Source organism: Rhizobium sp. RU20A (genome assembly GCF_900155885.1).
GTDB lineage: Bacteria > Pseudomonadota > Alphaproteobacteria > Rhizobiales > Rhizobiaceae > RU20A.
Genome location: NZ_FTMB01000003.1, coordinates 256,909 through 281,335, shown reverse-complemented (window position 1 = coordinate 281,335; position 24,427 = coordinate 256,909). Strand labels below are relative to the sequence as shown.

At 63.7% G+C, this 24,427-nt stretch carries 21 protein-coding genes and 1 tRNA gene; 14 read left to right on the top strand and 8 right to left on the bottom strand.

Going from position 1 to position 24,427, the window contains the following annotated elements; genetic code table 11:
• Positions 1-75 precede the first annotated feature (75 nt).
• A complete protein-coding gene (locus F3H41_RS11820) occupies positions 76-861 on the top strand; it encodes an IclR family transcriptional regulator (RefSeq protein WP_149738871.1) in 786 nt (261 codons plus the stop codon).
• 33 nt (positions 862-894) lie between these two features.
• On the opposite strand, the gene F3H41_RS21280 is transcribed toward F3H41_RS11820, so the two are convergent.
• On the bottom strand, positions 895-1,038 hold the full coding sequence (locus F3H41_RS21280) for a hypothetical protein (protein ID WP_188129437.1): 144 nt from the start codon (positions 1,036-1,038) through the stop codon (positions 895-897).
• A 261-nt stretch (positions 1,039-1,299) separates the two neighbouring features.
• Here F3H41_RS21280 and F3H41_RS11815 point away from each other — a divergent pair, with 261 nt between their 5' ends.
• Entirely contained in the window at positions 1,300-2,895 is a 1,596-nt protein-coding gene (locus tag F3H41_RS11815) for a phosphoethanolamine--lipid A transferase (protein ID WP_149738870.1), read from the top strand.
• Between the two features lie 115 nt (positions 2,896-3,010).
• Here F3H41_RS11815 and F3H41_RS11810 read toward each other — a convergent pair whose 3' ends face one another.
• Positions 3,011-3,556, bottom strand: coding sequence for a cytochrome b/b6 domain-containing protein (locus tag F3H41_RS11810; protein WP_149738869.1), 546 nt, complete (start codon positions 3,554-3,556; stop codon positions 3,011-3,013).
• 3 nt (positions 3,557-3,559) lie between these two features.
• Positions 3,560-3,826 (bottom strand): PepSY domain-containing protein, encoded by a 267-nt coding sequence (locus F3H41_RS11805; protein ID WP_149738868.1) that lies wholly within the window; start codon positions 3,824-3,826, stop codon positions 3,560-3,562.
• Positions 3,827-4,014: 188 nt separating this feature from the next.
• On the opposite strand from F3H41_RS11805, the gene F3H41_RS11800 reads away from it, so the two are divergent.
• Together F3H41_RS11800 and F3H41_RS11795 are read left to right on the top strand one after the other, a co-directional pair.
• Positions 4,015-4,674: a response regulator transcription factor gene (locus tag F3H41_RS11800; protein ID WP_149738867.1), complete on the top strand. Its 660-nt coding sequence runs from the start codon at positions 4,015-4,017 to the stop codon at positions 4,672-4,674.
• Positions 4,671-6,038 (top strand): ATP-binding protein, encoded by a 1,368-nt coding sequence (locus tag F3H41_RS11795; protein WP_149738866.1) that lies wholly within the window; start codon positions 4,671-4,673, stop codon positions 6,036-6,038. The genes F3H41_RS11800 and F3H41_RS11795 overlap by 4 nt, the downstream gene beginning before the upstream one ends.
• A gap of 83 nt (positions 6,039-6,121) precedes the next feature.
• Here F3H41_RS11795 and F3H41_RS11790 read toward each other — a convergent pair whose 3' ends face one another.
• Both F3H41_RS11790 and F3H41_RS11785 read right to left on the bottom strand, forming a co-directional pair.
• Complete coding sequence (locus F3H41_RS11790) at positions 6,122-6,583, bottom strand: Lrp/AsnC family transcriptional regulator (protein WP_149738865.1); 462 nt, start codon at positions 6,581-6,583, stop codon at positions 6,122-6,124.
• Between the two features lie 171 nt (positions 6,584-6,754).
• Positions 6,755-6,844, bottom strand: a tRNA-Ser gene (locus tag F3H41_RS11785).
• 337 nt (positions 6,845-7,181) lie between these two features.
• Between F3H41_RS11785 and F3H41_RS11780 the strand changes: the two genes are divergently transcribed.
• The 3 genes from F3H41_RS11780 to F3H41_RS11770 all read left to right on the top strand — a co-directional run bounded on the left by F3H41_RS11780 (position 7,182) and on the right by F3H41_RS11770 (position 9,517).
• Entirely contained in the window at positions 7,182-7,520 is a 339-nt protein-coding gene (locus F3H41_RS11780; protein ID WP_149738864.1) for a hypothetical protein, read from the top strand.
• 134 nt (positions 7,521-7,654) lie between these two features.
• A complete protein-coding gene (gene msrA / locus F3H41_RS11775; RefSeq protein ID WP_149738863.1) occupies positions 7,655-8,302 on the top strand; it encodes a peptide-methionine (S)-S-oxide reductase MsrA in 648 nt (215 codons plus the stop codon).
• A gap of 222 nt (positions 8,303-8,524) precedes the next feature.
• Positions 8,525-9,517 (top strand): BMP family ABC transporter substrate-binding protein, encoded by a 993-nt coding sequence (locus F3H41_RS11770; RefSeq protein WP_149738862.1) that lies wholly within the window; start codon positions 8,525-8,527, stop codon positions 9,515-9,517.
• A 76-nt stretch (positions 9,518-9,593) separates the two neighbouring features.
• Here F3H41_RS11770 and F3H41_RS11765 read toward each other — a convergent pair whose 3' ends face one another.
• From F3H41_RS11765 to polA, 3 genes are all read right to left on the bottom strand, one after another.
• Positions 9,594-9,818 (bottom strand): SlyX family protein, encoded by a 225-nt coding sequence (locus F3H41_RS11765; protein ID WP_149738861.1) that lies wholly within the window; start codon positions 9,816-9,818, stop codon positions 9,594-9,596.
• A gap of 37 nt (positions 9,819-9,855) precedes the next feature.
• Entirely contained in the window at positions 9,856-10,581 is a 726-nt protein-coding gene (locus F3H41_RS11760) for a sulfate transporter family protein (RefSeq protein WP_149738860.1), read from the bottom strand.
• Between the two features lie 218 nt (positions 10,582-10,799).
• On the bottom strand, positions 10,800-13,772 hold the full coding sequence (gene polA, locus F3H41_RS11755) for a DNA polymerase I (RefSeq protein ID WP_149738938.1): 2,973 nt from the start codon (positions 13,770-13,772) through the stop codon (positions 10,800-10,802).
• Positions 13,773-14,152: 380 nt separating this feature from the next.
• On the opposite strand from polA, the gene F3H41_RS11750 reads away from it, so the two are divergent.
• From F3H41_RS11750 to dnaJ, 7 genes are all read left to right on the top strand, one after another.
• Positions 14,153-14,620, top strand: a complete 468-nt coding sequence (locus F3H41_RS11750) for a MarR family transcriptional regulator (protein ID WP_149738859.1) — start codon at positions 14,153-14,155, stop codon at positions 14,618-14,620.
• Positions 14,621-14,701: 81 nt separating this feature from the next.
• The gene (locus F3H41_RS11745) at positions 14,702-16,102 is read left to right on the top strand and encodes a M20/M25/M40 family metallo-hydrolase (RefSeq protein WP_149738858.1); all 1,401 of its coding nucleotides are present in this window, start codon (positions 14,702-14,704) and stop codon (positions 16,100-16,102) included.
• 290 nt (positions 16,103-16,392) lie between these two features.
• Positions 16,393-17,355, top strand: a complete 963-nt coding sequence (locus tag F3H41_RS11740; protein WP_149738857.1) for a YbhN family protein — start codon at positions 16,393-16,395, stop codon at positions 17,353-17,355.
• Positions 17,356-17,496: 141 nt separating this feature from the next.
• A complete protein-coding gene (locus F3H41_RS11735; RefSeq protein WP_149738856.1) occupies positions 17,497-19,719 on the top strand; it encodes a transglycosylase domain-containing protein in 2,223 nt (740 codons plus the stop codon).
• Between the two features lie 229 nt (positions 19,720-19,948).
• Complete coding sequence (dnaK, locus tag F3H41_RS11730) at positions 19,949-21,859, top strand: molecular chaperone DnaK (RefSeq protein WP_149738855.1); 1,911 nt, start codon at positions 19,949-19,951, stop codon at positions 21,857-21,859.
• 163 nt (positions 21,860-22,022) lie between these two features.
• Entirely contained in the window at positions 22,023-23,099 is a 1,077-nt protein-coding gene (locus F3H41_RS11725) for an acyltransferase (RefSeq protein ID WP_149738854.1), read from the top strand.
• 164 nt (positions 23,100-23,263) lie between these two features.
• Positions 23,264-24,385: a molecular chaperone DnaJ gene (gene dnaJ / locus F3H41_RS11720; RefSeq protein ID WP_149738853.1), complete on the top strand. Its 1,122-nt coding sequence runs from the start codon at positions 23,264-23,266 to the stop codon at positions 24,383-24,385.
• Positions 24,386-24,427 lie beyond the last annotated feature (42 nt).

The window sequence follows — 24,427 nt, the reverse complement described above, 5'->3', positions numbered from 1 at the left end:
CACCCTCTTGCGTGCCGCTCGTTCATTCATATACAAAACGTTTGTTCACCAGTAGTCAAGCGCGCAGGGGCCGACATGAGCGAAAATGACAGCGATCGCTACCGTGCCCCGGCGCTGGACAAGGGCCTCGATATTCTGGAACTGCTGGCGGAGGAGGAGAGCGGCCTGACGCAGGCCGAGATCGCCAAACGGCTCGATCGCAGTGCCAGCGAATTTTACCGCATGCTCGATCGGCTCGTGAAGCGTGGCTATGTGAGCCGGATGGATGGGGACCGCTTTGCCCTGTCGCTGAAGCTGTTTGGCCTTGCGCAGCGGCATGCGCCGATCCGGCGCCTGACCTCCTTTGCCGTCCCGGTCATGCGCGATCTTGCCGAGGCGACGCGCCAGGCCAATCAGCTCGTCGTGTTCGACCGTGGCAATCCCGTCGTCGTCGCCCAGCAGGAAGCCCCGGGGTACTGGGGCATTTCCATCCGCGTCGGTTCGCGCATTGGTCTGTTCGACACGGGCTCCGGGCATGTGCTGCTGGCCTTCCGCGACCAGGAGGAGCGTGAGCGGATGATCGCCGAGCATCTTGGCGACCGCGCCGACGGCTGGGGGCTCGACGTTGCCTATTTCGAAAGGCTGGAGCGGGTGCGCGAATGCGGCCACGAGCGCATGCCGAGCGCCCAGACGGCAGGCGTCACCAATCTCTCCGTGCCGGTTCTGGGGGCCGACGGCAAGGCCGTTGCGGCGCTCACCATTCCCTTCCTGCCGCTCATCAATGCGGAAGATGCCCCGGACATGGAGGGTGCCGTTGAAAGCCTGAAGGCCGCCGGGCGGGCGCTTTCGGTCATGTCGGGCGCCGAGTTTCTCGCCGGCTGATCCCCGCGCAGCATGCCTTTGATCCCCTTGGAGCTACCGGCGAACAAGTCCGATATCGGCCCTGATCGCCGAAGCCGGTGTCGGCGGATGTCTGACGATGGGGATCGCCAGCACCGTGAGGACAAGGAAGCCGACGAGGGCAGGGCCGAGGGGGATGGTTTTCGTTCGGGATTTCATGCTGTGCGGATCCGTGTCGATCGGGATCCGACTTTTCTAACGCCCGCCTGACACGACGCTGAAAGGCGACCGGTGGTTCGACGCCCGCCCATCGCTTGGTTGCGCCTCTCACCTTCAGCTTCCTGTCAGGTACGGAGTTCAACCAACGGGGCTTGAGAACAGGGCCGGCCGCCATCGGCAGGGTCCGTGCATGTCAGGAGACAGAGCCCCGTGTATTCCCCCGCTTTGGCCGGTCGGTCCACTTCGGATTTCCGACCCCGCATGCCCAGCATCCCGCTGTCGATCGCCGTCGCCCTCTATCTGCTGTTCGTGACCAACCATACCTACTGGTCAAAGGCTTGGGACTACATGTCCGACCAGCCGCTCGCCGTGATCGTGCTGGGCTTCGGCATGGCGGGGCTGTTCAGCGCCGCGTGCATCGCCGTTTCCGTCAAATATCTGACGAAGCCGATCTTCATCTTCCTGATCCTCGCCAGCGCGGCGGCCGCCTGGTTCATGGATCAGTTCGGCATCATCGTCGACACGGAGATGATCCGCAACGCGGCGGAGACCAACACAGCCGAGGCCGGGCATCTGATGACGCCGGGCTTTGCGCTGCACATGCTGCTCTTCGGCATCGTTCCAGCCGCGCTCGTCGCCATCGTGCGCGTCGAACACCGCAGCTTTGGCCGCAAGGTCTTGCACAATCTGATCGCGATTGCCGCCTGCCTGGCCCTGGCCGGGGCTGCAGCCTACCAGTATTCCTACATGTATGCCTCGCTGATCCGCATCCACCGCGACTGGTTCGAGACCCTCAATCCGGTGACCCCGGTCGCTTCCGCCGTGAAATTCGTGATCGGCAAGGGGTCGGAAGCCAATATCGTGGTGAAGCCCCTCGGCACGGATGCGAAAGTCGTTGGCGCCGCCGTGCCGGCCCGCAAGCCGCGCCTTGTCGTCATCGTCGCCGGCGAGACCGCGCGGGCGGAAAACTGGTCGCTGAGCGGCTACGGCCGCGAGACGACGCCGGAACTGAAGACGCAGGACATCACCTATTTTCCAAAGGCGACGAGTTGCGGCACTTCGACCGCCGTCTCGATCCCCTGTCTCTTTTCCGTCTACACCCGCAGCGACTATACGCACCGCAAGGGCATCGAGACGGAAAACCTCGTGGATGTGCTGCGCCATGCCGGTGTCACCGTGAACTGGTGGGACAACAACACGGGCAGCTACAAGGTTGCCGCGCGCATCCAGGAAGTCAGCTTCCCCGCCATGAACGATCCCGCCTTCTGCAAGGACGGCGAGTGCCAAGACGGCATGTTCCTCAAAGAGATCGACAATTGGATCGGCACGATCACTCGGGACACCGTGCTTGTCGTCCACCAGATCGGCAGCCACGGTCCTTCCTATTTCCTGCGCTACCCGGAAGAGTTCCGCCGCTTCACGCCGGATTGCCGATCGGCCGAGTTTGCCGACTGCACCCATGAGGAACTGGTGAACGCCTATGACAACACGCTGCTTTACTCCGACCACATCATCTCCAGCATCATCGATCGCCTGAAGGCCGGGCAGGACCGCTTCGATCCTTCGCTGATCTATGCCTCCGACCATGGCGAATCGCTCGGCGAATACGGCGTCTACCTGCATGGCGCGCCCTATATGATCGCTCCGAGCCAGCAGACTCATGTGCCCTTCCTGCTCTGGTTTGGCGATGCGGAGAAGAAGCAGATCGACATGGCCTGTCTCGCCAGGGAAGCGGCTGGCGACGTCTCACACGACAATATCTTCCACACGGTGCTCGGCATGATGCATGTGGAGACCAGCGTGCGCGACAAGAGCCTCGACCTCGTCTCATCCTGCCGCACAGGAGCCAGCTCCTGAGAATGGCGCAGGTAGCGCCGGGCGGTTCAGGGGCTCATCGTCGTCTCGAACAATGAAAAGGCCATCGCCCGGGGAGGGCGATGGCCTTTGTTTTTCCTGTAAAATGCCCGACGTATCAGACGACATCGCCCGGGGCCGGAGCCCGTTTGCGGCCCGAGATCATCGCCGCCACCAGATTTTCATTGTGGCGGATGCTCTCGAAGACGACGCCGCACAGATGCACGGCAACGGCCCCCAGCATCAGGTTCGCCAGCGCCTCGTGCAGCTCTTCCACCCATTCGACGCCCCAATAGGCATCCGTGGTCTGCAGCCAGCCGGTCAGTGCAATGCCGCCCATGGCGAGGATGAGGACCATCACCATGAGCCCACCCAGCGGATTGTGGCCGATATAGCGGCGATCGCGGTGGCGGATCATGCTGCGCAGGTAGGACACGACCTCCACCGGGCTGCGCAGGAACTGGCGGAAGCGGGCATAGGGCGAGCCGGCAAAGCCCATGACGAGGCGAGTGGCGATGAGGCCGCCGGCAACATAGCCGGCCACCTCATGCACGTCGCGGATATCTTCCGCAGTCAGGAAGGCGACCGCGAAACTGCCGACGAGCCCCCAGTGGAAGATCCGGACCAGGGGGTCCCAGACCTTCACCGTGGCAAGGGTCTGCATGGGTCAGTCCTCGCTCTTCATGTCGACCGCCACGAAGGTCTTGGGATCGAAATAGGCTTCGACCTTTTCGCCCTTTGCATTCAACGCATAGGCCTCGTAGCAACCGTCCTCGCTGCGGATGGAGCGGACCTTCCAACCCTCTCCCTCAAGCTTGGTCTGCAGCGCCTCCCGCGGCTGCCAGTCGGTCATCGGGACGCGGCACTTTTCGGAAGCGGTGGCCGCGCCGGCCAGAAGAAGCGTGCCGACAATGGTGGAAAGGATCATCTTCATTGCAAGTCTCCATTTGTTGAGAAGAATGAGGACGTTATTTCCGTCCTTCCTGACGGCCCCCTGAAGCCCGCGCACAGAGCAAAGAAAGTCCTTGGCGCGCATTCAGCACTCCGTCAGGATCGCTCGAAACAGAACAAGGGTGGCCGGACCGTCACAAAAGTCCGAAGCCGGCAAAGAAAGGGAAAGCGGTGCGCATCCTGCTCGTCGAAGACAACGAAATCTTGGGCGATGCGGTGCGTGCCCATGTGACGGCAGCCGGCCATGCCGTGGACTGGATGAAGACCATCGCGGATGCCGAGATCGCCGCCCGCACGGCCGCCTACGGCCTCCTCCTGCTCGATCTGCGCCTGCCTGACGGCTCTGGCATCACTTTTCTCAAGGACCTGCGCGGGCGTGGCGATACGACGCCAGTCATCATCCTCACGGCCCATGATCAGCTCTCCGACCGCATCGAGGGTCTCAACAGCGGGGCCGACGACTACCTCGTCAAGCCATTCCATCTCGATGAGTTGACGGCGCGAATGCTGGCGGTGGCCCGGCGCTATGCCGGGCAGGCGCGGCCGGTCATCGTCATCGGTGCCCTTACCATTCACCCCGCCGACCGCGCCGTGCAGCTGTCCGGTGCCGATATCGTTCTTTCGAGCCGTGAATGGGCCGTGCTCGATGTTCTGGTCGCCCGCCCCGGCGCGATCATCTCCAAGCAGCAGATCGAGGAAGCGCTCTACGCCTTTGGCCAGGAGGTGGAGAGCAACACGGTGGAGGTCTATGTCAGCCGCCTGCGCAAAAAGCTCGGCAAGGACATTGTGGAGACGGTGCGCGGCATCGGCTACCGGATGGGCAAGGCATGAGAGGCCGCGATAAGAGCATGGCCCAGCGCCTCGTCGTCTGGCTGACCGCAACACTCACCTGCTTCTGGCTGGCTGCCACCGGGCTCGGCGCCTATGTGATGCAGGAAGAGTTCGGGGAAATCTTCGACAGTGCGCTGGAGGAAACCGCCGCGCGCCTTCTGCCTCTCGTGGTCGATGATCTTTTTCAGCGCAGCGACGACCAGGGCCCGCTGAACTTCCAGCAGGCGGCGCCGCTGAGCGAAGAGGAATATGTGACCTACCAGGTCCGCGATGCCAGCGGAAAGGTGCTGATGCACTCGCATGACCAGGCGCGGGAACCGTTCAACGCGCCGTTGAAGAGTGGTTTCTGGGATGGAGATGGCCACCGCGTTTATACGCTGGCGGCAATCAGCAACACGATCTTCATTCAGGTGGCCGACCCGCTCGGCCACCGCCGGGAGGCCCTGCGCGAAGGCGCGGCGGCGCTGCTGCTGCCGCTGTTCCTGCTCGTCCCCGGCAGCGTGCTGCTCGTCTGGCTCATCGTGCGCCGCGTCATGGCACCGGTGGAGGACCTGCGTGCCGCTATCGGCGTGAAGGACAGCGGAAATCTGGCCGACATGTCCGTCGACGCCCTGCCGCGCGAGTTGCAGCCGATCGTGCTGTCCGTCAACGCCCTGCTTGCCCGGCTGCGAACGGCGCTCGATGCGGAGCGCGAATTCACCGCCAACAGCGCCCACGAATTGCGCACGCCGCTGGCCGGTGCGTTGGCGCAGACCGAAGTCCTGATCGCACTTCTTGGCGATGGACCGGCCCGCGACCGCGCCAGGCAGGTCGAGCATGCGCTGACCCGCCTTGCCGGCCTGACCGAAAAGCTCCTGCAACTGTCGCGCGCGGAGGCAGGCATCGGCGCGGCAGACCGGGCAATCGATCTCCTTCCGGTCATCGATCTCGTCGTCACCGATTTCCGGCGCCGCATGGACGACCCGGGCCGGCTGGAAGTGCTGCGCGCACCGGACGCCCGCCTCTTCGAGCCCGCCGATCCCGATGCTTTCGCCATTGTCCTGCGCAACCTCGTCGAAAACGCGATACGCCATGGCGCAAGCGATGAGCCCATCACCCTTCGGATCGAGGAAGGGGCAACGATGTCAATTGCTAATGGTGGCCCTGTCCTTGCCACGGAGGAATTGGCTGCGATCCGCCGCCGCTTTGGCCGCGGTCGCACGCAGGCACCCGGCTCGGGCCTTGGCCTGTCGATCGTGGAGCGTCTGTTGCAGCAGATGAACGCCGAGCTTGTCCTGTCCTCTCCGGCAAGCGGCCGCGACAGCGGCTTCGAGGCCCGCATCCGCTTCCTGCACCGCGCCGCGGCGGTGATGGCCGGTGGTTAGGGAAACAGGGCGGGCAGCTACGCGCCGGCTCTCGACGAGGCCTATGGGATGGAACCTTGTGAGGAATGCGCCCGGTTCACCGCTCAGGTGCTGGACAGAAGCAGGCTCGTCTCGCTGTTGGATACGCCGTCGATCATCCGGACCTCGCGCAGCACCCGGTCGAAATCCGCAAGGCTCGCCGCGCGGATCGTGGCGACGAGGTCCCAGTTGCCGTTGGTGGTGTGCAGCGACACGATCTCCGGCAGGCCGCGCAGCCGGCGAATGGCTTGGTTGGTGGATTTGCCCACCACCTCGATCATCATGATCGCCTGCACGGTTTGTGCGTCATAGTCCTCGCGTACCCGCACCGTAAAGCCGAGCAACGTCCCCGTCGCCACCAGTCGGTCGAGCCGGTTCTGGACCGTCCCGCGCGCCACGCCCAGCGCCGCCGAAAGCTTCGACAACGACGCTCGCCCATCGACCCGCAGATGCGCAATGATCCGCCGATCCAGCTCATCCGGAATATATTTGCTTGTCTCCACCGGCCGCCTCGCACCGCATCCCATCAGACCCGACCCATACCCCAATTCCAACCGTCCGTCGCGCGGGAAGCTGTGTCTGCGGAAGACGGGCGGTGGCTTGGACAGCGCAAACGCGTGTCGATTGCCGGACCGTTCCGGCGTATTGACCAACGCAGACCGGAAGGAGTCAAAATCGCGGTAGAAACTTGAATTGAATGGCGGACAGGGAGGGATTCGAACCCTCGGTACGCTTTCACGTACACACGCGTTCCAGGCGTGCGCCTTAAACCACTCGGCCACCTGTCCGTATAAAGCCGCGATCGCCGGTTGGTGCGAGGCGGAAAAGCGCTGTCTTGCGCCTGTCACGGTTGGCGTGACCGGCGCGGTATATACCGAGGTGCTCTTTCGGATCAACTGATTTCTGAGAGAAATATGCGCTGTCCGCGCTTGTGCCATCGAGCAGCCTTCCGGCGGCACGGCGGACGCCTCAGCCCGTCTTGCGGCAGACCGGCGGATACCGACTGTTGGGCGTATGGGCTTGTGACGCAGCCGGGGCGAGAAGGGGCATTGCAGGAGGGACGCGGCATGCCTATCTTTGCCGGGCAGGGCGGCCTTTTCGTCGAAGATGCGGGGGAGCATCGGCATGCGGCTCATATTCAGGCTGGCAAGTTTTTTCGCCCTCGTGGCGGCGGTGCTTCTGGCGACCGTGGATGCGGTTCAGTCTGTGTCGGCCGGATCGACCATTCTGGTCCGCTTCGGTGATGTCGTAACCGGTCTCGATCCTTCGCTTCCCGGCCGGCTCGCGGCCTTTCCGGGATCCCTGGCCGGTGCCTTCGGTGAAGGCGGCGCCAATCTCGGCCGGACGGTGATGCAGTGGTTGCTGGATCGCCCGGCCGCTGCGGTGATGCTTGGCCTAGCTCTGGTCTTCTGGATCATCGGCTACCGGCGCACGCCGCGCATCACGGGCATGCCCACGGCCTGAAGGCGTGGGAAATCGCCGTCGCCCCGGGCGGGGGGCAACGGACAACAGAAGACGACAGATCAAACCGATGGCGCGGCGCGGTTTCGAGCGCCGGCGCCGAGCGCATGCGCGAGGAGCGCAGGAAGGACAGCACGATGTTTCTCAGTGACCTTTTCAATCGCAAGACCGCGATGCCGACCGCCGAGACCGCCCTGCCGGGGCGCGCCGAGCCGATCCCGACCGCCGAGCACCATTTCGTCAATGGCCGGGCCCTGAAGGGCCCGTTCCCCGAAGGACTGAAGACCATCTATCTGGGTCTCGGCTGCTTCTGGGGCGCCGAGCGCCTGTTCTGGCAGCTGCCGGGCGTCTACGTCACGGCCGTCGGCTATTCGGGCGGACTGACGCCCAATCCGACCTATCAGGAAACCACGACGGGTCTGACCGGCCACGCCGAGGTGGTGATGGTTGTCTATGACCCCGGGCAGGTCGCCCTTGAAACCCTCTTCAAAGTGTTTTTCGAAGAGCATGACCCGACCCAGGGCATGCGCCAGGGCAATGATGTCGGCAGCACCTATCGCTCCGCCATCTATACGCTTGACGATGCCGATCTGGAGGCCGCGAGAAAGGCCGCCGCCGGCTATCAGAAGGCGCTGGATGCGGCCGGTTTCGGCGCGCGGATCACGACGGAGATCGCGCCCGTCGGGCCCTTCTACTATGCCGAGCCTTATCACCAGCAATATCTCGCCAAGAACCCCGGCGGCTATTGCGGGCTCAAGGGCACGGGCGTGGAATGCGTCGGCTGAGGCCGGCGGATCGACTGCAAGGCAGGGCCTCGCGACCGCGTCGCGGGGCCTTTGCGTTTTTTTGACCGGATGAAAAAATTCCGGGTGAATTTTGCCGGGAGCCATGCAAGGATGCCGCGCGTCCGGCAGGTCTGACCCGCCGGACAGTTCCGCAGACAGGCCTCCAGAAGAGAGGTCTGCGGGAGGACCCCGCAAGATCAATAGCAACAACAGGGCTGCAAGATGAAGAAATCCCTCCTCGGACTCCTTGCCTTCTCCTTGATGTCCGCGACCGCCTATGCGGCCGACATCAAGCCGGCGATCATTTACGATCTCGGCGGCAAGTTCGACAAATCCTTCAACGAGGCGGCCTTCAATGGCGCCGAGAAGTTCAAGACCGAGAGCGGCATCGAATATCGCGAATTCGAAATCGCCAATGATGCCCAGCGCGAGCAGGCACTGCGCCGCTTTGCCGGCGATGGCAACAACCCGATCGTGATGGCCGGCTTCTCCTGGGGCGCGGCGCTTGAAAAGGTCGCCGCCGAATATCCCGACACCAAGTTCGCCATCATCGACATGGTCGTCGAAAAGCCGAACGTGAAGTCGGTGGTGTTCAAGGAGCAGGAAGGTTCCTACCTCGTTGGCGTTCTCGCCGGCCTCGCCTCCAAGACGAAGACCGTCAGCTTTGTCGGCGGCATGGACATCCCGCTCATCCACAAGTTCTCCTGTGGCTATATTGGCGGCGCCAAGTCCACCGGCGCTGATGTAAAGGTTCTCGAGGCCTTCACCGGCACCACGCCGGACGCTTGGAACGATCCGGTCAAGGGCGGCGAAATCACCAAGTCGCAGATCGACCAGGGCTCCGACGTCGTTTATCACGCCGCTGGCGGCACGGGTGTTGGTGTTCTCCAGGCGGCTGCCGATGCCGGCAAGCTGGGGATCGGCGTTGATTCCAACCAGAACGGCCTGCATCCGGGCAAGGTCCTCACCTCGATGCTGAAGCGTGTCGACGTTGCCGTCTACGACGCCTTCAAGAGCGCCAAGGACGACACGTTTGCCCCCGGCATCTCCGTGCTCGGCCTGAAGGAAGATGGCGTCGGCTTCGCGCTCGACGACAACAACAAGGCCCTGATAACGCCTGAGATGATGGCCGCAGTCGAAAAGGCCAAGGCCGACATCATTGCCGGCACCGTTCAGGTCCACGACTACATGACGGACGAAGCCTGCCCCTATTGATCGGGACGGGATGGTTCGGTTCGACACCATCAGGCCGCCGGGTGAAAGCCCGGCGGTTTTGTTTGGGGGACGCGGCCTAGTAGTGCGGCGGACGCTGCACGGGGATGGCTTCGGCCGACTGCTCCTCCAGCGTCAGGAAGCGTTCGGTCAGCCGATCCAGCTTGGCGCGCGTCTGCTCGATGACGGTCCATTGCCGGGCGATCTCCTCGGACAATTCCTCGATGACATGCGTCTGGTAGGCGACCGTTTCCTCCAGCCGGATGATCCGTTCGTCCTGCGTCTGCTGTTCGCTATCGCTCATCGCCATGCTCCGCTTTCAGGTCGCTTCAGATGACCGCTCAGGCGGCCGAGCGCAAGGTGGAAGGCGGTGCCTTTGCGATACTCTTGTAGAGGTGCACCATGAGGCCGGCTGCAAACAGCGGCGTCAGAAGGTTGACGATGGGGATCGCGAGGAAACCCGCGATGAGGAAGCCGGCAAGCGTGACGCGGCCGGCATGGCGCGCCCGCAATTCCCGGGCCGCTTCCGGCGAGAGGTGCCGCATGGCGGCGAACTCGAAGAACTCCCGGCCGAGCAGATAGCCGTTGACGACGAAGAAGGCGATGAGGTTGACGCCGGGCACCAGCAGCAGGAGCAGCGCGACGATGTTACCGAGGATAACGATGCCGAGGAATTTCGCGCCTTCGACGATCGCCGCTCCCAAGGGCATGGCGCGGCCGGGGGGAAGTGCGGGATAGTCGCGCTTTTCGATCACCTCGGCCACATCGTCGAGAAACAGGCCGGCGATCAGGGCGTTGATCGGCGCCAGCAGCAGGGCAAGGCCGAGCGCGAGGCCTATGCTGGCGAAGAGGCCGACGAAGAAGGTCACCCAGCCCGCCCATTCCGCGCCCGCCGCCGGCCAGGCGGCCGCGATCCACGGCAGGACATAGGCGTAGAACAGGCCGCGCAGCGCAAACCACACGGCGATCAGGCAGAGCAGCGTCAGCCCGATCACCTTCCAGAACACCGACCGGGTCTCGGGTGCAAAGAGATTGCGGAGCGAAAGCCGCGCGGCCGTGAGGATCATGAAGGGCTCCTTGGGTCCGGCAGGGACGGCCGGTTCGCTCAACATCTAGGAAGGCGGCGGCTCCGGCTCAAGACGGAGGACAGCCGGCGGCGCGACGTTGATGCGTCGTCGTTTCGCACGCTGCGCCCGCAGTCATTGTCGTGTCACGAGGCAAAGCCGGAGGACAAGGCTTGCTGCCCGCCCCACCGGCTGAAGGGAGTGCTCCTTGACCGTAGCCCTCAGTGCGCCTCTTCCCAGTTCATCGCGGCCCTTGCGTCCACCTTCAGCGGCACGCGCATGTCGAGCGCCGGCATGGCGGCGTTTTCCATGACCTCGGTGACGAAGGGGATGGTGCGCGCGACCTCGGTGTCTTCCACCTCGAAGATCAGTTCGTCATGCACCTGCAGCAGCATGCGGGCCGAAAGCTTTGCCTCGAGAAGCGCCGGCTCCATGCGGATCATCGCGCGGCGAATGATGTCGGCGGCCGAGCCCTGAATAGGGGCGTTGATCGCGGCGCGCTCGTTGAAGGCGCGCACCGAGGGGTTGGAGGAACGGATTTCCGGATAGTGGATGCGCCGGCCGAAGATCGTCTCCACATAGCCCTTGTCGCGCGCCGTCGCCTTGGTCGCGTCCATATAGTCGCGAATGCCGGGGAAACGCTCGAAATAACGTTTGATATAGTCGCCGGCTTCCGAGCGCTCTATGGAGAGCTGGTTGGCGAGGCCAAAGGCGGAAATGCCGTAGATGATGCCGAAGTTGATCGCCTTGGCGCGTCGCCGCACCTCGCCCGGCATACCCTCGACCGGAACGCCGAACATTTCCGACGCCGTCATGGCGTGGATGTCGATGCCGTCGGCAAAGGCCTGCCGCAACTGCGGAATATCGGCGACATGGGCGAGAACGCGCAGCTCGATCTGGCTGTAGTCGGCCGAAACCAGCTTGTTGCCGGGTGTCGAGACGAAGGCGGTGCGGATCTTGCGGCCCTCGGCGGTGCGCACCGGGATGTTCTGCAGGTTCGGATCGGAGGAGGAGAGGCGCCCCGTTGTGGTCGCGGCGAGCGCGTAGGAGGTGTGGACGCGCTTGGTGTGCGGATGCACGAAGCCGGGCAGGGCGTCGGTATAGGTGGATTTGAGCTTGGTCAGCTGACGCCAGTCGACGATCTTGCGGGGCAGGGGATGGCCTTCCGCCGCCAGGTCTTCCAGCACCTGCGCGGAGGTGGACCACTGGCCGGTCTTGGTCTTGGAGCCGCCCGGAAGGCCCATGCGGCCGAACAGGATGTCACCGAGCTGCTTGGGCGAACCGATGTTGAAGGTCTCGCCCGCCAGCTCGTAGATATCGGCCTCGAGGGCAGCGGCACCCTGGGCCAGCTCGCCGGACAGGCGCGAGAGGATCTGCCGATCGACTGTGATGCCGCGCTCTTCCATGCGGGCCAGAACCGGCACCAGCGGCCGTTCCAGCCGCTCATAGACGGACACGAGGCCATTGGCGGCAAGCCGTGGCTTCAGGATATGCCAGAGGCGCAGCGTGACGTCGGCATCCTCGGCGGCATAGGCCGTCGCGCGGTCGATCTCCACGAGATCGAAGGTGACCGCCCCCTTGCCGCTGCCGGCAACATCCTTGTAGGCGATCGGCTTGTGGCCCAGCCAGCGCTCCGACAGCGTGTCCATGCCGTGCGTCGTCGCACCTGCATCGAGAACGTAGGAGAGCAGCATCGTATCGTCGAAGCCCGCGACCTCGATGCCGTGCCGCTTCATGACGAGATAGTCATATTTGAGGTTCTGCGCGACCTTGAGGACGGAAGGGTCTTCGAGAAGATCCTTCAATCGGTCGAGCGCTTGGCCGAAGGGGATCTGCCCCTCGACCAGCTCGCCGCCCCCTAGGAGATCGCCGACGCCGTTGCGATGCCTCAGCGGCACGTAGGCGGCCCGGGTCACGAGGCCGCGCGGATCCGTGCCCTGTTCGGCAAAAGCCAGCGAAAAGCCGACCAGTTCGGCCTGCATGGGATCGAGCGAGGTCGTCTCGGTGTCGAAGGCGACGGTGCCGATCTCACGGGCCGCCGCAATCCACGTCTCCAGCGTTGCAAGGTCGCGGATCGTGGCATAGCCACTGCGGTCCACAGGCTGGGCGCCGAGCGTTTCGGCGCGGGCTGCCGCAAGCGCTGACGGGTTTTCTCCTGCGGGGGAGGCCGAAGCCGATGCGACAGGCGCAGCTCCGGTTGTCGAGACGGGGGCGGCACTTGCCTCGCCCTTGTCGAGATCGGGGCCGTGCGCTCCGGCGCCGCGCTCGACCGGCACCTGCGCGGGCTCCACCGCCTCCGCATCGGTTTCGGTGGCGGCGGCAACGCGCCGGGTCAAGGTGTTGAATTCCATGGCTTTCAGGAAGGCAACCAGCTTAGGCCCGTCCTGCGGCTCGAGGCGCAGCTCTTCGAGCGGCACGTCGATGGGCGTGTCGATCTTCAGTCGCACGAGGTCGCGCGAGAGGCGGGCAAGATCGGCATTGGCGATGATGGTCTCACGCCGCTTCTGCTGCTTGATCTCGCCGGCACGCGACAGCAGCGTGTCGAGATCGCCGAACTCTTCCAGAAGCTGCGCCGCCGTCTTCGGACCGATGCCGGGAATGCCGGGCACGTTGTCGACGCTGTCGCCGACCATGGCCTGCAGATCGATCATCTTTTCCGGCGGCACGCCCCACTTCTCGATCACCTCGGGAATGCCGATCTGCTTGTCTTTCATGCTGTCATACATGGACACGCGCGGCGTCACGAGCTGCATCAGGTCCTTGTCGGACGAGATGATGGTGACATCGGCGCCCGTCGCCTCGGCCATCCGCGCATAGGTCGCGATAAGGTCGTCAGCCTCGAAGCCCTCCTTTTCGATACAGGGCAGATTGAAGGCCCGCGTGGCGTGGCGGATCAGGCCGAATTGCGGGATGAGGTCGGCCGGCGGCTCGGGCCGGTGGGCCTTGTACTGGTCGTAAAGCGCATTGCGGAACGTCTTCGACGAGAAGTCGAAAATGACCGCGAAATGCGTCGGCGTGACCCCGACGGACGTGTCGCGTGCATCCGTCAGAAGCTTCCACAGCATGTTGCAGAAGCCCGATACCGCATTGACGGGCAGGCCGTCGGATTTGCGGTTGAGCGCGGGAATGGCGTGGAAGGCGCGGAAGATGAAGCCCGAGCCGTCGACGAGGAAGAGATGATCGCCTGTTTTCATGGGTGGAAGGGATAGCGCAGCCACCCGCCAGCGTCCATGCCGCCGGGGACTGGAAAGGCAGATTTCACCGCGGTGGCCGAATGCCTCTCCACTCACGCGAACCTTACGAATTTGTAATCGAACAGGCCGGTCCTCTTCCCTTGAAAAGCCATATTTGGCCGCACATTTCTTAAGTCAACGGCGCCGCAAACCCGCCGTCGTCTGGTACCGGCCTGTCCCCCGCCGCACCGGATGCTGGACAAAGGCCTCATCCCCCCTCTCCGGGCCTTTGTCCGTTCTTAACGAAACCGCCATGGGCTCCGCCACCCCATGGCGGTTTTCGTGTCTTCATCGCCTGCGATCCATCTTGTCTGGCAGTGGCTTCGGGCGTACCGATAGGCATGGGCTTCAAACACACCGAATCGGCGACGCATCTTGCGGGTCTCTTGGCCAAGGTCAGTGCCCGGGCGTTGCACGAGCGGGGCCAGGCGCTCGGTTTTGCGCCCGGCCAGTTCCCGGTTCTGCTGGAGCTCTGGCAGGAGGACGGCCTGACGCAGCGCCAGCTGCTGGACCGGGTCGATATCGAGCAGGCGACCATGGCCAATACGCTCGCCCGCATGCAGCGCGACGGGCTGATCGAGCGCCGCCCGCATCCGAGCGACCGCCGCGCCCAGCTGGTTTTCCTCACCGACAAGGCCCGCGCCATCGAGGAGGAGGCAAAGTCGGCGGCCCGCGCCGTTGAGGACGACCTCTTCAAGGGGTTCCGCCGCTTCGAGCGGGAGCTGCTGCTGCAATACATGCGCATGGCGCTCGCCAATGCAGAGGGCGACGAGAGCGCTGACACGGTGCGCCATCCCATCGCCCCTTAAGCGCATCGGCCGCCTTCGTTCCGCGGTTTTCTCCCGGCGCGCGCTTGTGTAGGGTCGCGCCAACAGGAAGGATTCGCCACCATGACAGCTTCGATCGACCTCACCGCCACCCTTTCCCGCGCCGATGCCAATCTTGAGGCCAGCCTCGAGCGGATGTTCGCGCTGGTTCGCATCAAGTCGATCTCCACGGATCTGGCCTACAAGGACGATTGCCGGAAGGCAGCCGAATGGCTGGTCGGCGAACTCTCGGACCTCGGCTTCGAGGCCTCGGTGCGCGACACCCCCGGCCATCCCATGGTCGTCGCCCATCAGGCCGGCCCGGCCGGTGCGCCCTCAGTGCTCTTCTACGGCCATTACGACGTGCAGCCCGTCGATCCGCTCGGCGAGTGGTCGAGCGATCCCTTCACCCCCGGCATCGTCGAACGTGACGGGCGCAAGGTCATCACGGGACGCGGCACCTCCGATGACAAGGGGCAGCTCTTGACCTTCGTCGAGGCCTGCCGTGCCTATAGGGATGTCCATGGCAGCCTGCCGGTCAGCGTCACCATTCTCTTCGAAGGCGAAGAGGAATCCGGCTCGCCGTCGCTGAAGCCCTTCCTCGAAGCCCATGCCGAAGAACTGAAGGCCGACTACGCGCTCGTCTGCGACACGTCCATGTGGGATACGGAAACGCCGTCCATCTCTGCCGGGCTTCGCGGTCTGGTTGGCGAGGAGATCGTCGTCACCGCCGCCGACCGCGACCTGCATTCCGGCTATTTCGGCGGTGCCGCCGCCAACCCCATCCACATCCTCGCCGATATCCTCGCCGGTCTCCATGCGGAAGACGGCAGCGTCACGCTGCCTGGCTTCTACGACGGCGTGGAAGAGACGCCTGACGATGTGAAAGCCATGTGGGAGACGCTCGGCCAGTCCGCCGAAAAGTTCCTCGGCCCGATCGGCCTGTCGCAGCCCTCCGGCGAGCGCGGCCGTTCGGTCCTCGAACTCACCTGGGCCCGCCCGACGGCCGAGGTCAACGGTATCACTGGCGGTTACACCGGCGAAGGTTTCAAGACGGTGATCGCCGCCCGCGCCTCGGCAAAGGTCTCCTTCCGTCTCGTCGGCCAGCAGGACCCGGCAAGGATCCGCGAGAGCTTCCGCGCCTATGTGACGGCGCGCATTCCCGCCGATTGCAAGGTCGAGTTCCACCCGCATGGTGCATCGCCTGCGATCCAGCTGCCCTATGACTCGGAACTGCTGACGCTCGCCAAGGACGCGCTCTCGGATGAATGGCCGAAGCCGGCCGTCGTCATCGGCATGGGCGGCTCCATCCCGATCGTCGGCGATTTCCAGAAGCTGCTCGGCATGGAATCGCTGTTGGTCGGATTTGCGCTTGCCGACGACCGCATCCATTCCCCCAACGAGAAGTACAATCTCAACTCCTTCCACAAGGGCATCCGCTCCTGGGTCCGCATTCTCGCCGCCCTCGGTGCCCGCACGGCCTGACGCGTGGAACCGCTCCCCGCATGATGCATTTCGCGTGAAAGGTCCCAGTAGCGATCACGCAAAAATGTGGTCGCTTTTCTTGACCTTGCGTGAGGGACGGTGGTTCCTGCGAAGAAAATCGAAGGAAACAAGCGCTAGTTTGCGGGGCGAACGGGCCTTCCTGCGCGAAGGCGTTACGGAAAGTTGGACAGGAATTTGACAGCGGAAAGACGAGCAATCGGCGTCAGCGCCGGTCAGAAGATGCTATGCGAAGGGCGTGCGGCTCACCTTCACGATCGGGAGGCCCGGCAATGCACTCGATAAAGCGCGCCTTTTGGCCGGTGGTGGGTTTCCTGGCGATCGGCTTTTCGCTCTATGGCCTTTATTTCGAACTGCGCGACATGTCATTCCATGCCTTCATGGACAGCCTGAGGGCCGTATCGGCGAAGGGCTGGATCCTCGCGATCCTTTCGACGCTTCTCGCCTATGCCGCCCTTGCCGCCTATGACCATCTGGCGCTCGCCCATCTTGGCCGGCGCATTTCGCTCGGTTTCATCACGGTCTGCTCCTTCACCACCTATGCGCTCTCCCACACGATCGGCGCTTCGGTGCTTTCGGGTGCCGTGGTGCGGTACCGTGCCTATCAGGCAAAGGGCCTCAGCCCCTCCGAGATCGGCGTCCTCGTTGCTTTCTGCTCCTTCACCTTCGCGCTTGGCACGCTGATGCTGGCGGCCTTCGTGCTGCTCATCTCGCCGGAACTCGTCGAGCGTTTTGCGGATGTCATCCCCACGGGCCTGTCGCGCACCACCGGCGTCGTCATTCTTGCCTTCCTGCTGCTCTATCTGCTCGGTAGCGTTCTGCGCCTGCCGCCCCTCAAAACGCGCTGGTTTCAGCTGCATTATCCGCGGCCCGGCATCGTTTTGCGTCAGTTCGTCATCGCCCCCATCGAACTGATCGGCGCTGCCGGAATCATCTACTTCGCGCTGCCGGAGGCGGGAAATCCAGGCTTCCTCGTTATCCTCGGCGTTTTCCTCGCCTCGTTCTCCGCAGCGCTGCTCTCCCATGCGCCGGGCGGCATCGGCGTGCTCGAACTCGTCTTCATCGCGGCCCTCCCGGAAATTCCGGCCGCGGACGTTCTGGCGGCACTGGTTATCTTCCGGCTGCTCTATCTGCTCATACCGTTCTTCATCGCGCTTGGCGTGGTGATCGGCTATGAGCGCTCGCGCTATGTTGCCGAACAGAATGGCATTTCGGGCGGCCAGACGCCGCCCTGATGCTTAACCACCCCTTAATTCGCCGCATTTAAAGTCCACCCACCGCAGCGCGGGGCCCGGGCGCGATCCGCCGCGTCCCGCAATATCGACATTCCGGCGACATCCGTGCCCGGAGGACAGCAGGGGGCACGGCCGGACAGCATGGCAGGCGGCAAGAACAAGGGACGAATCGAACCTTCCTTCGGCAGCGGCGCCGACGGCAGCGACCTGCGCGCCGACGCGGGAGACCGCGTGACAGGCTCGGGACGCGGCAAGCCTTCCGGCCGGGCACCAAAGAGGCGGGGCGAGCGCAAGAGCCGTCGCAGCAGCGGTGGCGGCATATTCGGTTTCGTCCGTCGTCTGTTCTACTGGGGCGTCGTTCTCGGCATCTGGGGCGGCATCGCGATTGCCGGCCTCGTCGTCTACTACGGCGCCAACATGCCCGCCGCCAACAGCTGGGCCATTCCCGAGCGTCCGCCGAACGTCAAGATTCTCGCCGCCAACGGCGAGATCATTGCCAATCGCGGCGCGACCGGCGGTGAGGCGATCCCGCTCGAAAACATGTCGCCCTATATTCCGCTGGCCGTCATCGCCATCGAGGACCGGCGCTTCTATTCGCACTGGGGCGTGGATCCGCTCGGCCTTGCCCGCGCCATGCTGACGAACATCACCTCCGGGCGGATGGTGCAGGGCGGCTCGACGCTGACGCAGCAGCTTGCCAAGAACCTCTTCCTCTCGCCGGAGCGCACGCTGGAGCGCAAGGTGCAGGAAGTCCTGCTCGCCTTCTGGCTGGAGCAGCACTACACCAAGGACCAGATCCTTGCCATGTATCTCAACCGCGTCTTCTTTGGCTCCAATGCCTATGGGGTCGAGGCCGCTTCGCGCCGCTATTTCAACAAGTCGGCGCGCGACGTGAACCTTGGCGAGGCCGCTCTTCTCGCCGGTCTCCTCAAGGCGCCCTCGCGCCTCTCGCCGGCCCGCGATCCGGAAGCGGCGGAAGCCCGTGCCCAGGTGGTGCTGGGCGCCATGCGCGAGGCCGGCTTCATCACCGACAGCGAGATCAAGACGGCCATGTCGCAGGCACCGACACGGGCGAAAAGCTTCTGGTCCGGCGCCGAGCACTATGCCGCCGATATGGTCATGGACCAGTTGCCCGGCATGATCGGCGAGATCAAGGAAGACCTCGTCGTCGACACCACCATCGACCCCGATCTTGAAAAGAAGGCCGAAGCCTCGATCAAGGATGTGCTGGATGCCGAGGGCGCCAAGTCGCGCGTCTCGCAGGCGGCCCTCGTTTCCGTCGATGGCACCGGCGCCATCCGCGCGCTGGTTGGCGGGCGCGATTATGCCGAAAGCCAGTTCGACCGGGCCTCCAAGGCCAAGCGCCAGCCGGGCTCGGCCTTCAAGCCCTTCGTCTATGCCGCAGCCCTTGAAATGGGCCGCACGCCGCTCTCCATCCGCAACGATGCGCCGGTGCGCATCGGCAACTGGACGCCGGAGAACTACGATCAGAAATATCGCGGCGAGGTGACCCTTGCCGATGCGCTGGCCCAATCGCTGAACACCATCGCCGCTCAACTGGTCATGGAAGTCGGGCCCAGGGAGGTCGTCAAGCTCGCCCACCGCGTCGGCATCAGTTCGGATCTGCAGGACAATGCCTCGATCGCACTCGGCACATCGGAAGTCTCGCTGGTGGAACTGACCTCGAGCTATGCTGCCTTCATGAATGGCGGGCTGAAGGCCACGCCGCACGTCATCCGCCGCGTTTCGACGGCAGACGGCAAGGTGCTCTACGAGAACACCTACGACAACCCACCCCGCGTGCTCGACCCCATCGTCGTTTCAGAGATGAACCAGATGATGGAGGGCGTCATCCAGCGCGGAACGGGCAAGAATGCCCGCCTCGACGGCTGGCCGGCGGCCGGCAAGTCCGGCACGACGCAGTCCTTCCGCGACGCCCTCTTCGTCGGCTTCACGAGCCAGCTGACGACGGGCGTCTGGTTCGGCAATGACGATGGCAAGCCGATGAAGAAGGTCACGGGTGGGGGCCTTCCGGCCAAGGCCTGGAAGGAATTCATGACGGCTGCCCACACGGGCCTGTCACCTTCGCCGATCTTCGGCACGACGCAAGTCCAGCCGCAGTTCGGCGATCCGCTGCCCGGTGGCGAACTGCCGAATGCGGAGTTGCCACCCGGCGATGTCATGAGCGACGGCTATCCGGTTGCACCGGGCGCCGAGGGTGGCGTGCTCGAAGGGCCGGTTGCCGCTGGCGATCCCGTGCCCGTTGGGCCGGATGGTGGCGGTTTTGCGCCGCCCGCCGATGTCGGCGAGACCACGGGGGCAACGCGCCGCACGACGTTGCTCGACGTCCTCCTTGGCAACTGAGACCCGAGGCCACGCACAAACTGTCACAAACGCCCGAAAGCGCTGGAATTTCGGGAAAATTTTGCTCTTTGATGAGGAAAAGCCGCCTTGCAGTCGCAAACAGCGCTCCTTATATGTCCGCAATCCACGGGCGCTTCGACGTCCGTTCACCCCGCATGATCATCCCGTTAGGGGCTGTCACAGGAATGCCTGACCGGGTTCTGACAGTCCGCTTCAAGGAGAGACTGAAATGGCAAAAGTAATCGGTATCGACCTCGGCACGACCAACTCCTGCGTCGCCGTCATGGACGGCAAGGACGCCAAGGTGATCGAAAACGCCGAAGGTGCACGCACGACCCCTTCGATGGTCGCCTTCACGGATGATGGTGAGCGCCTCGTCGGCCAGCCGGCCAAGCGCCAGGCGGTCACCAACCCGGAAAACACCCTCTTCGCCGTGAAGCGCCTCATCGGCCGCCGCTACGAAGATCCGACCGTGACGAAGGACAAGGGTCTCGTTCCCTTCAAGATCGTCAAGGGCGACAATGGCGACGCCTGGGTCGAGGCTGGCAGCAAGGCCCAGTCCCCCTCGCAGATCTCGGCCATGATCCTTCAGAAGATGAAGGAAACGGCGGAAGCCTATCTCGGCGAGAAGGTCACGCAGGCCGTCATCACCGTGCCCGCCTACTTCAACGACGCCCAGCGCCAGGCCACCAAGGATGCCGGCCGCATCGCCGGTCTTGAAGTGCTGCGCATCATCAACGAACCGACGGCTGCCGCGCTCGCCTATGGCCTCGACAAGAAGGACGGCAAGACGATCGCCGTCTACGACCTCGGCGGCGGCACGTTCGACGTCTCGGTTCTCGAAATCGGCGATGGCGTCTTCGAAGTGAAGTCCACCAATGGCGACACCTTCCTTGGCGGTGAAGACTTCGACATGCGTCTCGTCGAATATCTCGCAGCCGAGTTCAAGAAGGACAACGGCATCGACCTGAAGAACGACAAGCTCGCCCTGCAGCGTCTGAAGGAAGCCGCTGAAAAGGCCAAGATCGAGCTGTCGTCGGCGCAGCAGACCGAAATCAACCTGCCCTTCATCACGGCAGACGCCTCCGGTCCCAAGCACCTGACGATGAAGCTGTCGCGTGCCAAGTTCGAAAGCCTCGTCGACGACCTCGTCCAGCGCACCATCGCGCCCTGCAAGGCGGCGCTCAAGGATGCCGGCGTCTCGGCTTCCGAGATCGACGAAGTCGTGCTCGTTGGCGGCATGAGCCGCATGCCGAAGGTGCAGGAAGTCGTCAAGCAGCTGTTCGGCAAGGAGCCGCACAAGGGCGTCAACCCGGATGAAGTCGTCGCTCTCGGCGCCGCCATCCAGGCCGGCGTTCTCCAGGGCGATGTCAAGGACGTTCTGCTGCTCGACGTGACCCCGCTCTCGCTTGGCATCGAAACGCTCGGCGGCGTCTTCACGCGTCTTATCGAACGCAACACGACGATCCCGACCAAGAAGTCGCAGACCTTCTCGACTGCCGAAGACAACCAGAATGCCGTGACCATCCGCGTGTCCCAGGGTGAGCGCGAAATGGCGGCAGACAACAAGCTGCTCGGCCAGTTCGACCTGGTCGGCATTCCGCCGGCACCGCGTGGCGTTCCGCAGATCGAAGTCACCTTCGATATCGACGCCAACGGCATCGTGCAGGTGTCTGCCAAGGACAAGGGCACCGGCAAGGAGCATCAGATCCGCATCCAGGCTTCCGGCGGTCTCTCGGATGCCGAGATCGAGAAGATGATCAAGGACGCCGAGTCCAACGCCGAGACCGACAAGAAGCGCCGTGAGACCGTGGATGCGAAGAACCAGGCCGAAAGCCTGATCCACTCGTCGGAAAAGTCGCTGAAGGAATTTGGCGACAAGGTCACCGAAGCCGACCGCAACGCGATCTCCGAGGCGATTGCCGCCCTGAAGACCGCCACGGAAGCTTCCGAGCCGGATCTGGAAGACCTGAAGACCAAGACCCAGACCCTCATGGATGCCTCCATGAAGCTCGGTCAGGCCATGTACGAGGCCAACCAGACGGAGACGGCAGAAGCCGATGCCCGCCGTGATGCCGGCGACGACAATGTCGTCGATGCCGACTACGAGGAAGTCAAGGACGACAAGAAGTCGGCCTGATCAGGCGCTTCACGCGCAAGTGAAGGAAAAAGGGTCGCGAAAGCGGCCCTTTTTCTGTTTCGGCTCTTTGCATTCTGCGCTCCGTTAAGGTTTTTCGTGCATCAAGAATCGCTGATATGAGGCAGCCTGCCACCTGCCGGGATGAAGCGTGCGAGGGGGATGGATGCATTTCAGGATTTTCGAGACATGGCGCCTGACTGCCGCGATCCTCGTGATGCTCTATCACTTCCTTCGCTATGGCCCCGGAGACCAGTATGCGATTTCCCACATGCTGGAGCGCCTGCTGCCGCTGCTCGACATGTTCTTCATGATCTCCGGTTTCCTGATCCTGCTGCGTTATGGCGACCGGATCACGGACCGGGCGAGCTACCGTGACTTCATCCTCAAGCGCCTCGTCCGCTTCTATCCGCTCTATCTGGCAACGCTCGTCTTCTTCATCGCGGTCGGTGTCGCCGTGCATCTCGGTCTGGCGCCATCAACCCAGCCGCTGCGCTATGAGACAGCGCTCATTCCGCATAACCTGCTGCTGATCCAGGCCTGGGGCCTGACGGATCACCTGAGCTTCAACTATGTGGCCTGGTCGCTCTCGGCCGAGTGGTTCTGCTACCTGCTTCTACCAGTCTTTGTCTTTGCTATGGCGCGGGGCGGGATCGTCGGGCTCCTTCTCCTCGCCTTCGTCACCATCGCGCTGATGGAAGCGGCGATCCTTGCCGGTGTCATGCCGTTTGAAAGCTGGCTCAAGGCCGATACCTGGGGCGCCTATCGTGCCTTTGCCGATTTTGCTCTCGGTGGCGCGGTCATGCTGGCCGTCAAGACGTCTCGCCTGCGCCTTGCTTCGCCCCTGCCGGCTTGGCTTGCCTTTGGGCTTGCAATCGGGGCCATGCTGCTGCTGGCGCCGGCGGCGATCATCCTCGCTCTCCTCGCCCTGGCCATGTTCCTGGCCGCGCTCTCCGAGCGCAACAATCCGGCGGGATCGTCTGTGTTGCGTTACCTGTCGCCTGCCGGCGCCGTTTCCTTCGGCATCTATCTTCTGCACCCCGTCATCGAGACCATCCTGCTGGCCGTCGTCTGGCGAAAGCTCTCCGGCATTGGTGTCGACCTGAACTTTTACATCTACCTTGCCATGCCCATGACCATCACGGTGCTGGTCGCCATGGCATCGGATCGCTGGTTCGAAAAACCGCTCGCCAACCGCATCCTGTCGGCCATGAGCCCGCCGCGGCCTGTGGGAGCGGGCTAGTCCGCGACACAGGGCGAAAGGGCCACATTTCGCCACAAAATTCGCGATCTCATGTGCATTGCCTATGGTATCGCGCGTCAAGGTTCACTAAATCCTGAGAGACGATAATAGGGCCGCCGATGCCTTCCGCTCGGCCGCCTTCTCGACAGGATCATCAAAAGAGCATGAAACGTGACCTTTACGAAATTCTCGGCGTGTCGAAGACAGCCGACGAGAAAGAGCTGAAGAGCGCTTTTCGCAAGCTCGCCATGAAGTATCACCCGGACAAGAACCCGGGCGATGCCGAGGCTGAGAAGACTTTCAAGGAAATCAACGAAGCCTATGAGACGCTCAAGGACCCGCAGAAGCGGGCCGCCTACGACCGCTATGGCCACGCCGCCTTCGAGAACGGCATGGGCGGTGCCGGTGGCGCGCAGGGTTTCGGCGCCGGCGGCTTCTCCGACATCTTCGAGGACATTTTCGGCGAGATGATGGGTGGCGGGCGCCAGCGGCGCTCCTCCGGCGGGCGCGAGCGTGGCGCTGATCTGCGCTACAACATGGAAATCACGCTGGAGGAAGCCTTCACCGGCAAGAACGCGCAGATCCGCGTTCCCACTTCGATCACCTGCGACGTCTGTACGGGGTCTGGGGCAAAGCCCGGCACCAGCCCGAAAACCTGCACCACCTGTCAGGGATCGGGCCGCGTGCGCGCCACGCAGGGCTTCTTCTCGGTCGAGCGCACCTGCCCGACCTGCCATGGCCGCGGCCAGATCATCACCGATCCCTGCACCAAGTGCAACGGCAACGGCCGCGTCACGGAAGAGCGCTCGCTGTCGGTCAACATTCCGGCCGGCATCGAGGATGGCACCCGCATCCGCCTGTCGGGCGAGGGCGAGGCCGGCGTGCGCGGTGGTCCGGCTGGCGACCTTTACATCTTCCTGTCGGTCAAGCCGCATGCCTTCTACCAGCGTGACGGGGCCGACCTTTATTGCAGCGTGCCGATCTCCATGACGACGGCGGCACTCGGCGGCAAGTTCGACGTCACCACGCTCGATGGCACCAAGTCGCGCGTAACAGTGCCGGAAGGCACCCAGGCCGGCAAGCAGTTCCGCCTCAAAGGCAAGGGCATGCCCGTGCTGCGCTCGGCCCAGACGGGTGACCTCTACATCCAGATCCAGATCGAGACACCGCAGAAGCTGACCAAGCGACAGCGCGAGCTCCTGAAGGAATTCGAGGAAATCTCCTCCAAGGAGAACAATCCCGAATCGACCGGCTTCTTCAGCCGGATGAAGGAATTCTTCGAGTGAGATCGTTGATCTCCTGACGAGACCTGAAGCCGGGGGCGGCGC

Bases quoted from the DNA above. Each gene is read 5' to 3' on its own strand.
- F3H41_RS11820 (WP_149738871.1), top strand. From the start codon at position 76: ATGAGCGAAAATGACAGCGATCGCTACCGTGCCCCGGCGCTGGACAAG.
- F3H41_RS21280 (WP_188129437.1), bottom strand. From the start codon at position 1,038: ATGAAATCCCGAACGAAAACCATCCCCCTCGGCCCTGCCCTCGTCGGC.
- F3H41_RS11815 (WP_149738870.1), top strand. From the start codon at position 1,300: ATGCCCAGCATCCCGCTGTCGATCGCCGTCGCCCTCTATCTGCTGTTC.
- F3H41_RS11810 (WP_149738869.1), bottom strand. From the start codon at position 3,556: ATGCAGACCCTTGCCACGGTGAAGGTCTGGGACCCCCTGGTCCGGATC.
- F3H41_RS11805 (WP_149738868.1), bottom strand. From the start codon at position 3,826: ATGAAGATGATCCTTTCCACCATTGTCGGCACGCTTCTTCTGGCCGGC.
- F3H41_RS11795 (WP_149738866.1), top strand. From the start codon at position 4,671: ATGAGAGGCCGCGATAAGAGCATGGCCCAGCGCCTCGTCGTCTGGCTG.
- F3H41_RS11790 (WP_149738865.1), bottom strand. From the start codon at position 6,583: ATGGGATGCGGTGCGAGGCGGCCGGTGGAGACAAGCAAATATATTCCG.
- F3H41_RS11780 (WP_149738864.1), top strand. From the start codon at position 7,182: ATGCGGCTCATATTCAGGCTGGCAAGTTTTTTCGCCCTCGTGGCGGCG.
- msrA (WP_149738863.1), top strand. From the start codon at position 7,655: ATGTTTCTCAGTGACCTTTTCAATCGCAAGACCGCGATGCCGACCGCC.
- F3H41_RS11770 (WP_149738862.1), top strand. From the start codon at position 8,525: ATGAAGAAATCCCTCCTCGGACTCCTTGCCTTCTCCTTGATGTCCGCG.
- F3H41_RS11765 (WP_149738861.1), bottom strand. From the start codon at position 9,818: ATGAGCGATAGCGAACAGCAGACGCAGGACGAACGGATCATCCGGCTG.
- F3H41_RS11760 (WP_149738860.1), bottom strand. From the start codon at position 10,581: ATGATCCTCACGGCCGCGCGGCTTTCGCTCCGCAATCTCTTTGCACCC.
- polA (WP_149738938.1), bottom strand. From the start codon at position 13,772: ATGAAAACAGGCGATCATCTCTTCCTCGTCGACGGCTCGGGCTTCATC.
- F3H41_RS11750 (WP_149738859.1), top strand. From the start codon at position 14,153: ATGGGCTTCAAACACACCGAATCGGCGACGCATCTTGCGGGTCTCTTG.
- F3H41_RS11745 (WP_149738858.1), top strand. From the start codon at position 14,702: ATGACAGCTTCGATCGACCTCACCGCCACCCTTTCCCGCGCCGATGCC.
- F3H41_RS11740 (WP_149738857.1), top strand. From the start codon at position 16,393: ATGCACTCGATAAAGCGCGCCTTTTGGCCGGTGGTGGGTTTCCTGGCG.
- F3H41_RS11735 (WP_149738856.1), top strand. From the start codon at position 17,497: ATGGCAGGCGGCAAGAACAAGGGACGAATCGAACCTTCCTTCGGCAGC.
- dnaK (WP_149738855.1), top strand. From the start codon at position 19,949: ATGGCAAAAGTAATCGGTATCGACCTCGGCACGACCAACTCCTGCGTC.
- F3H41_RS11725 (WP_149738854.1), top strand. From the start codon at position 22,023: ATGCATTTCAGGATTTTCGAGACATGGCGCCTGACTGCCGCGATCCTC.
- dnaJ (WP_149738853.1), top strand. From the start codon at position 23,264: ATGAAACGTGACCTTTACGAAATTCTCGGCGTGTCGAAGACAGCCGAC.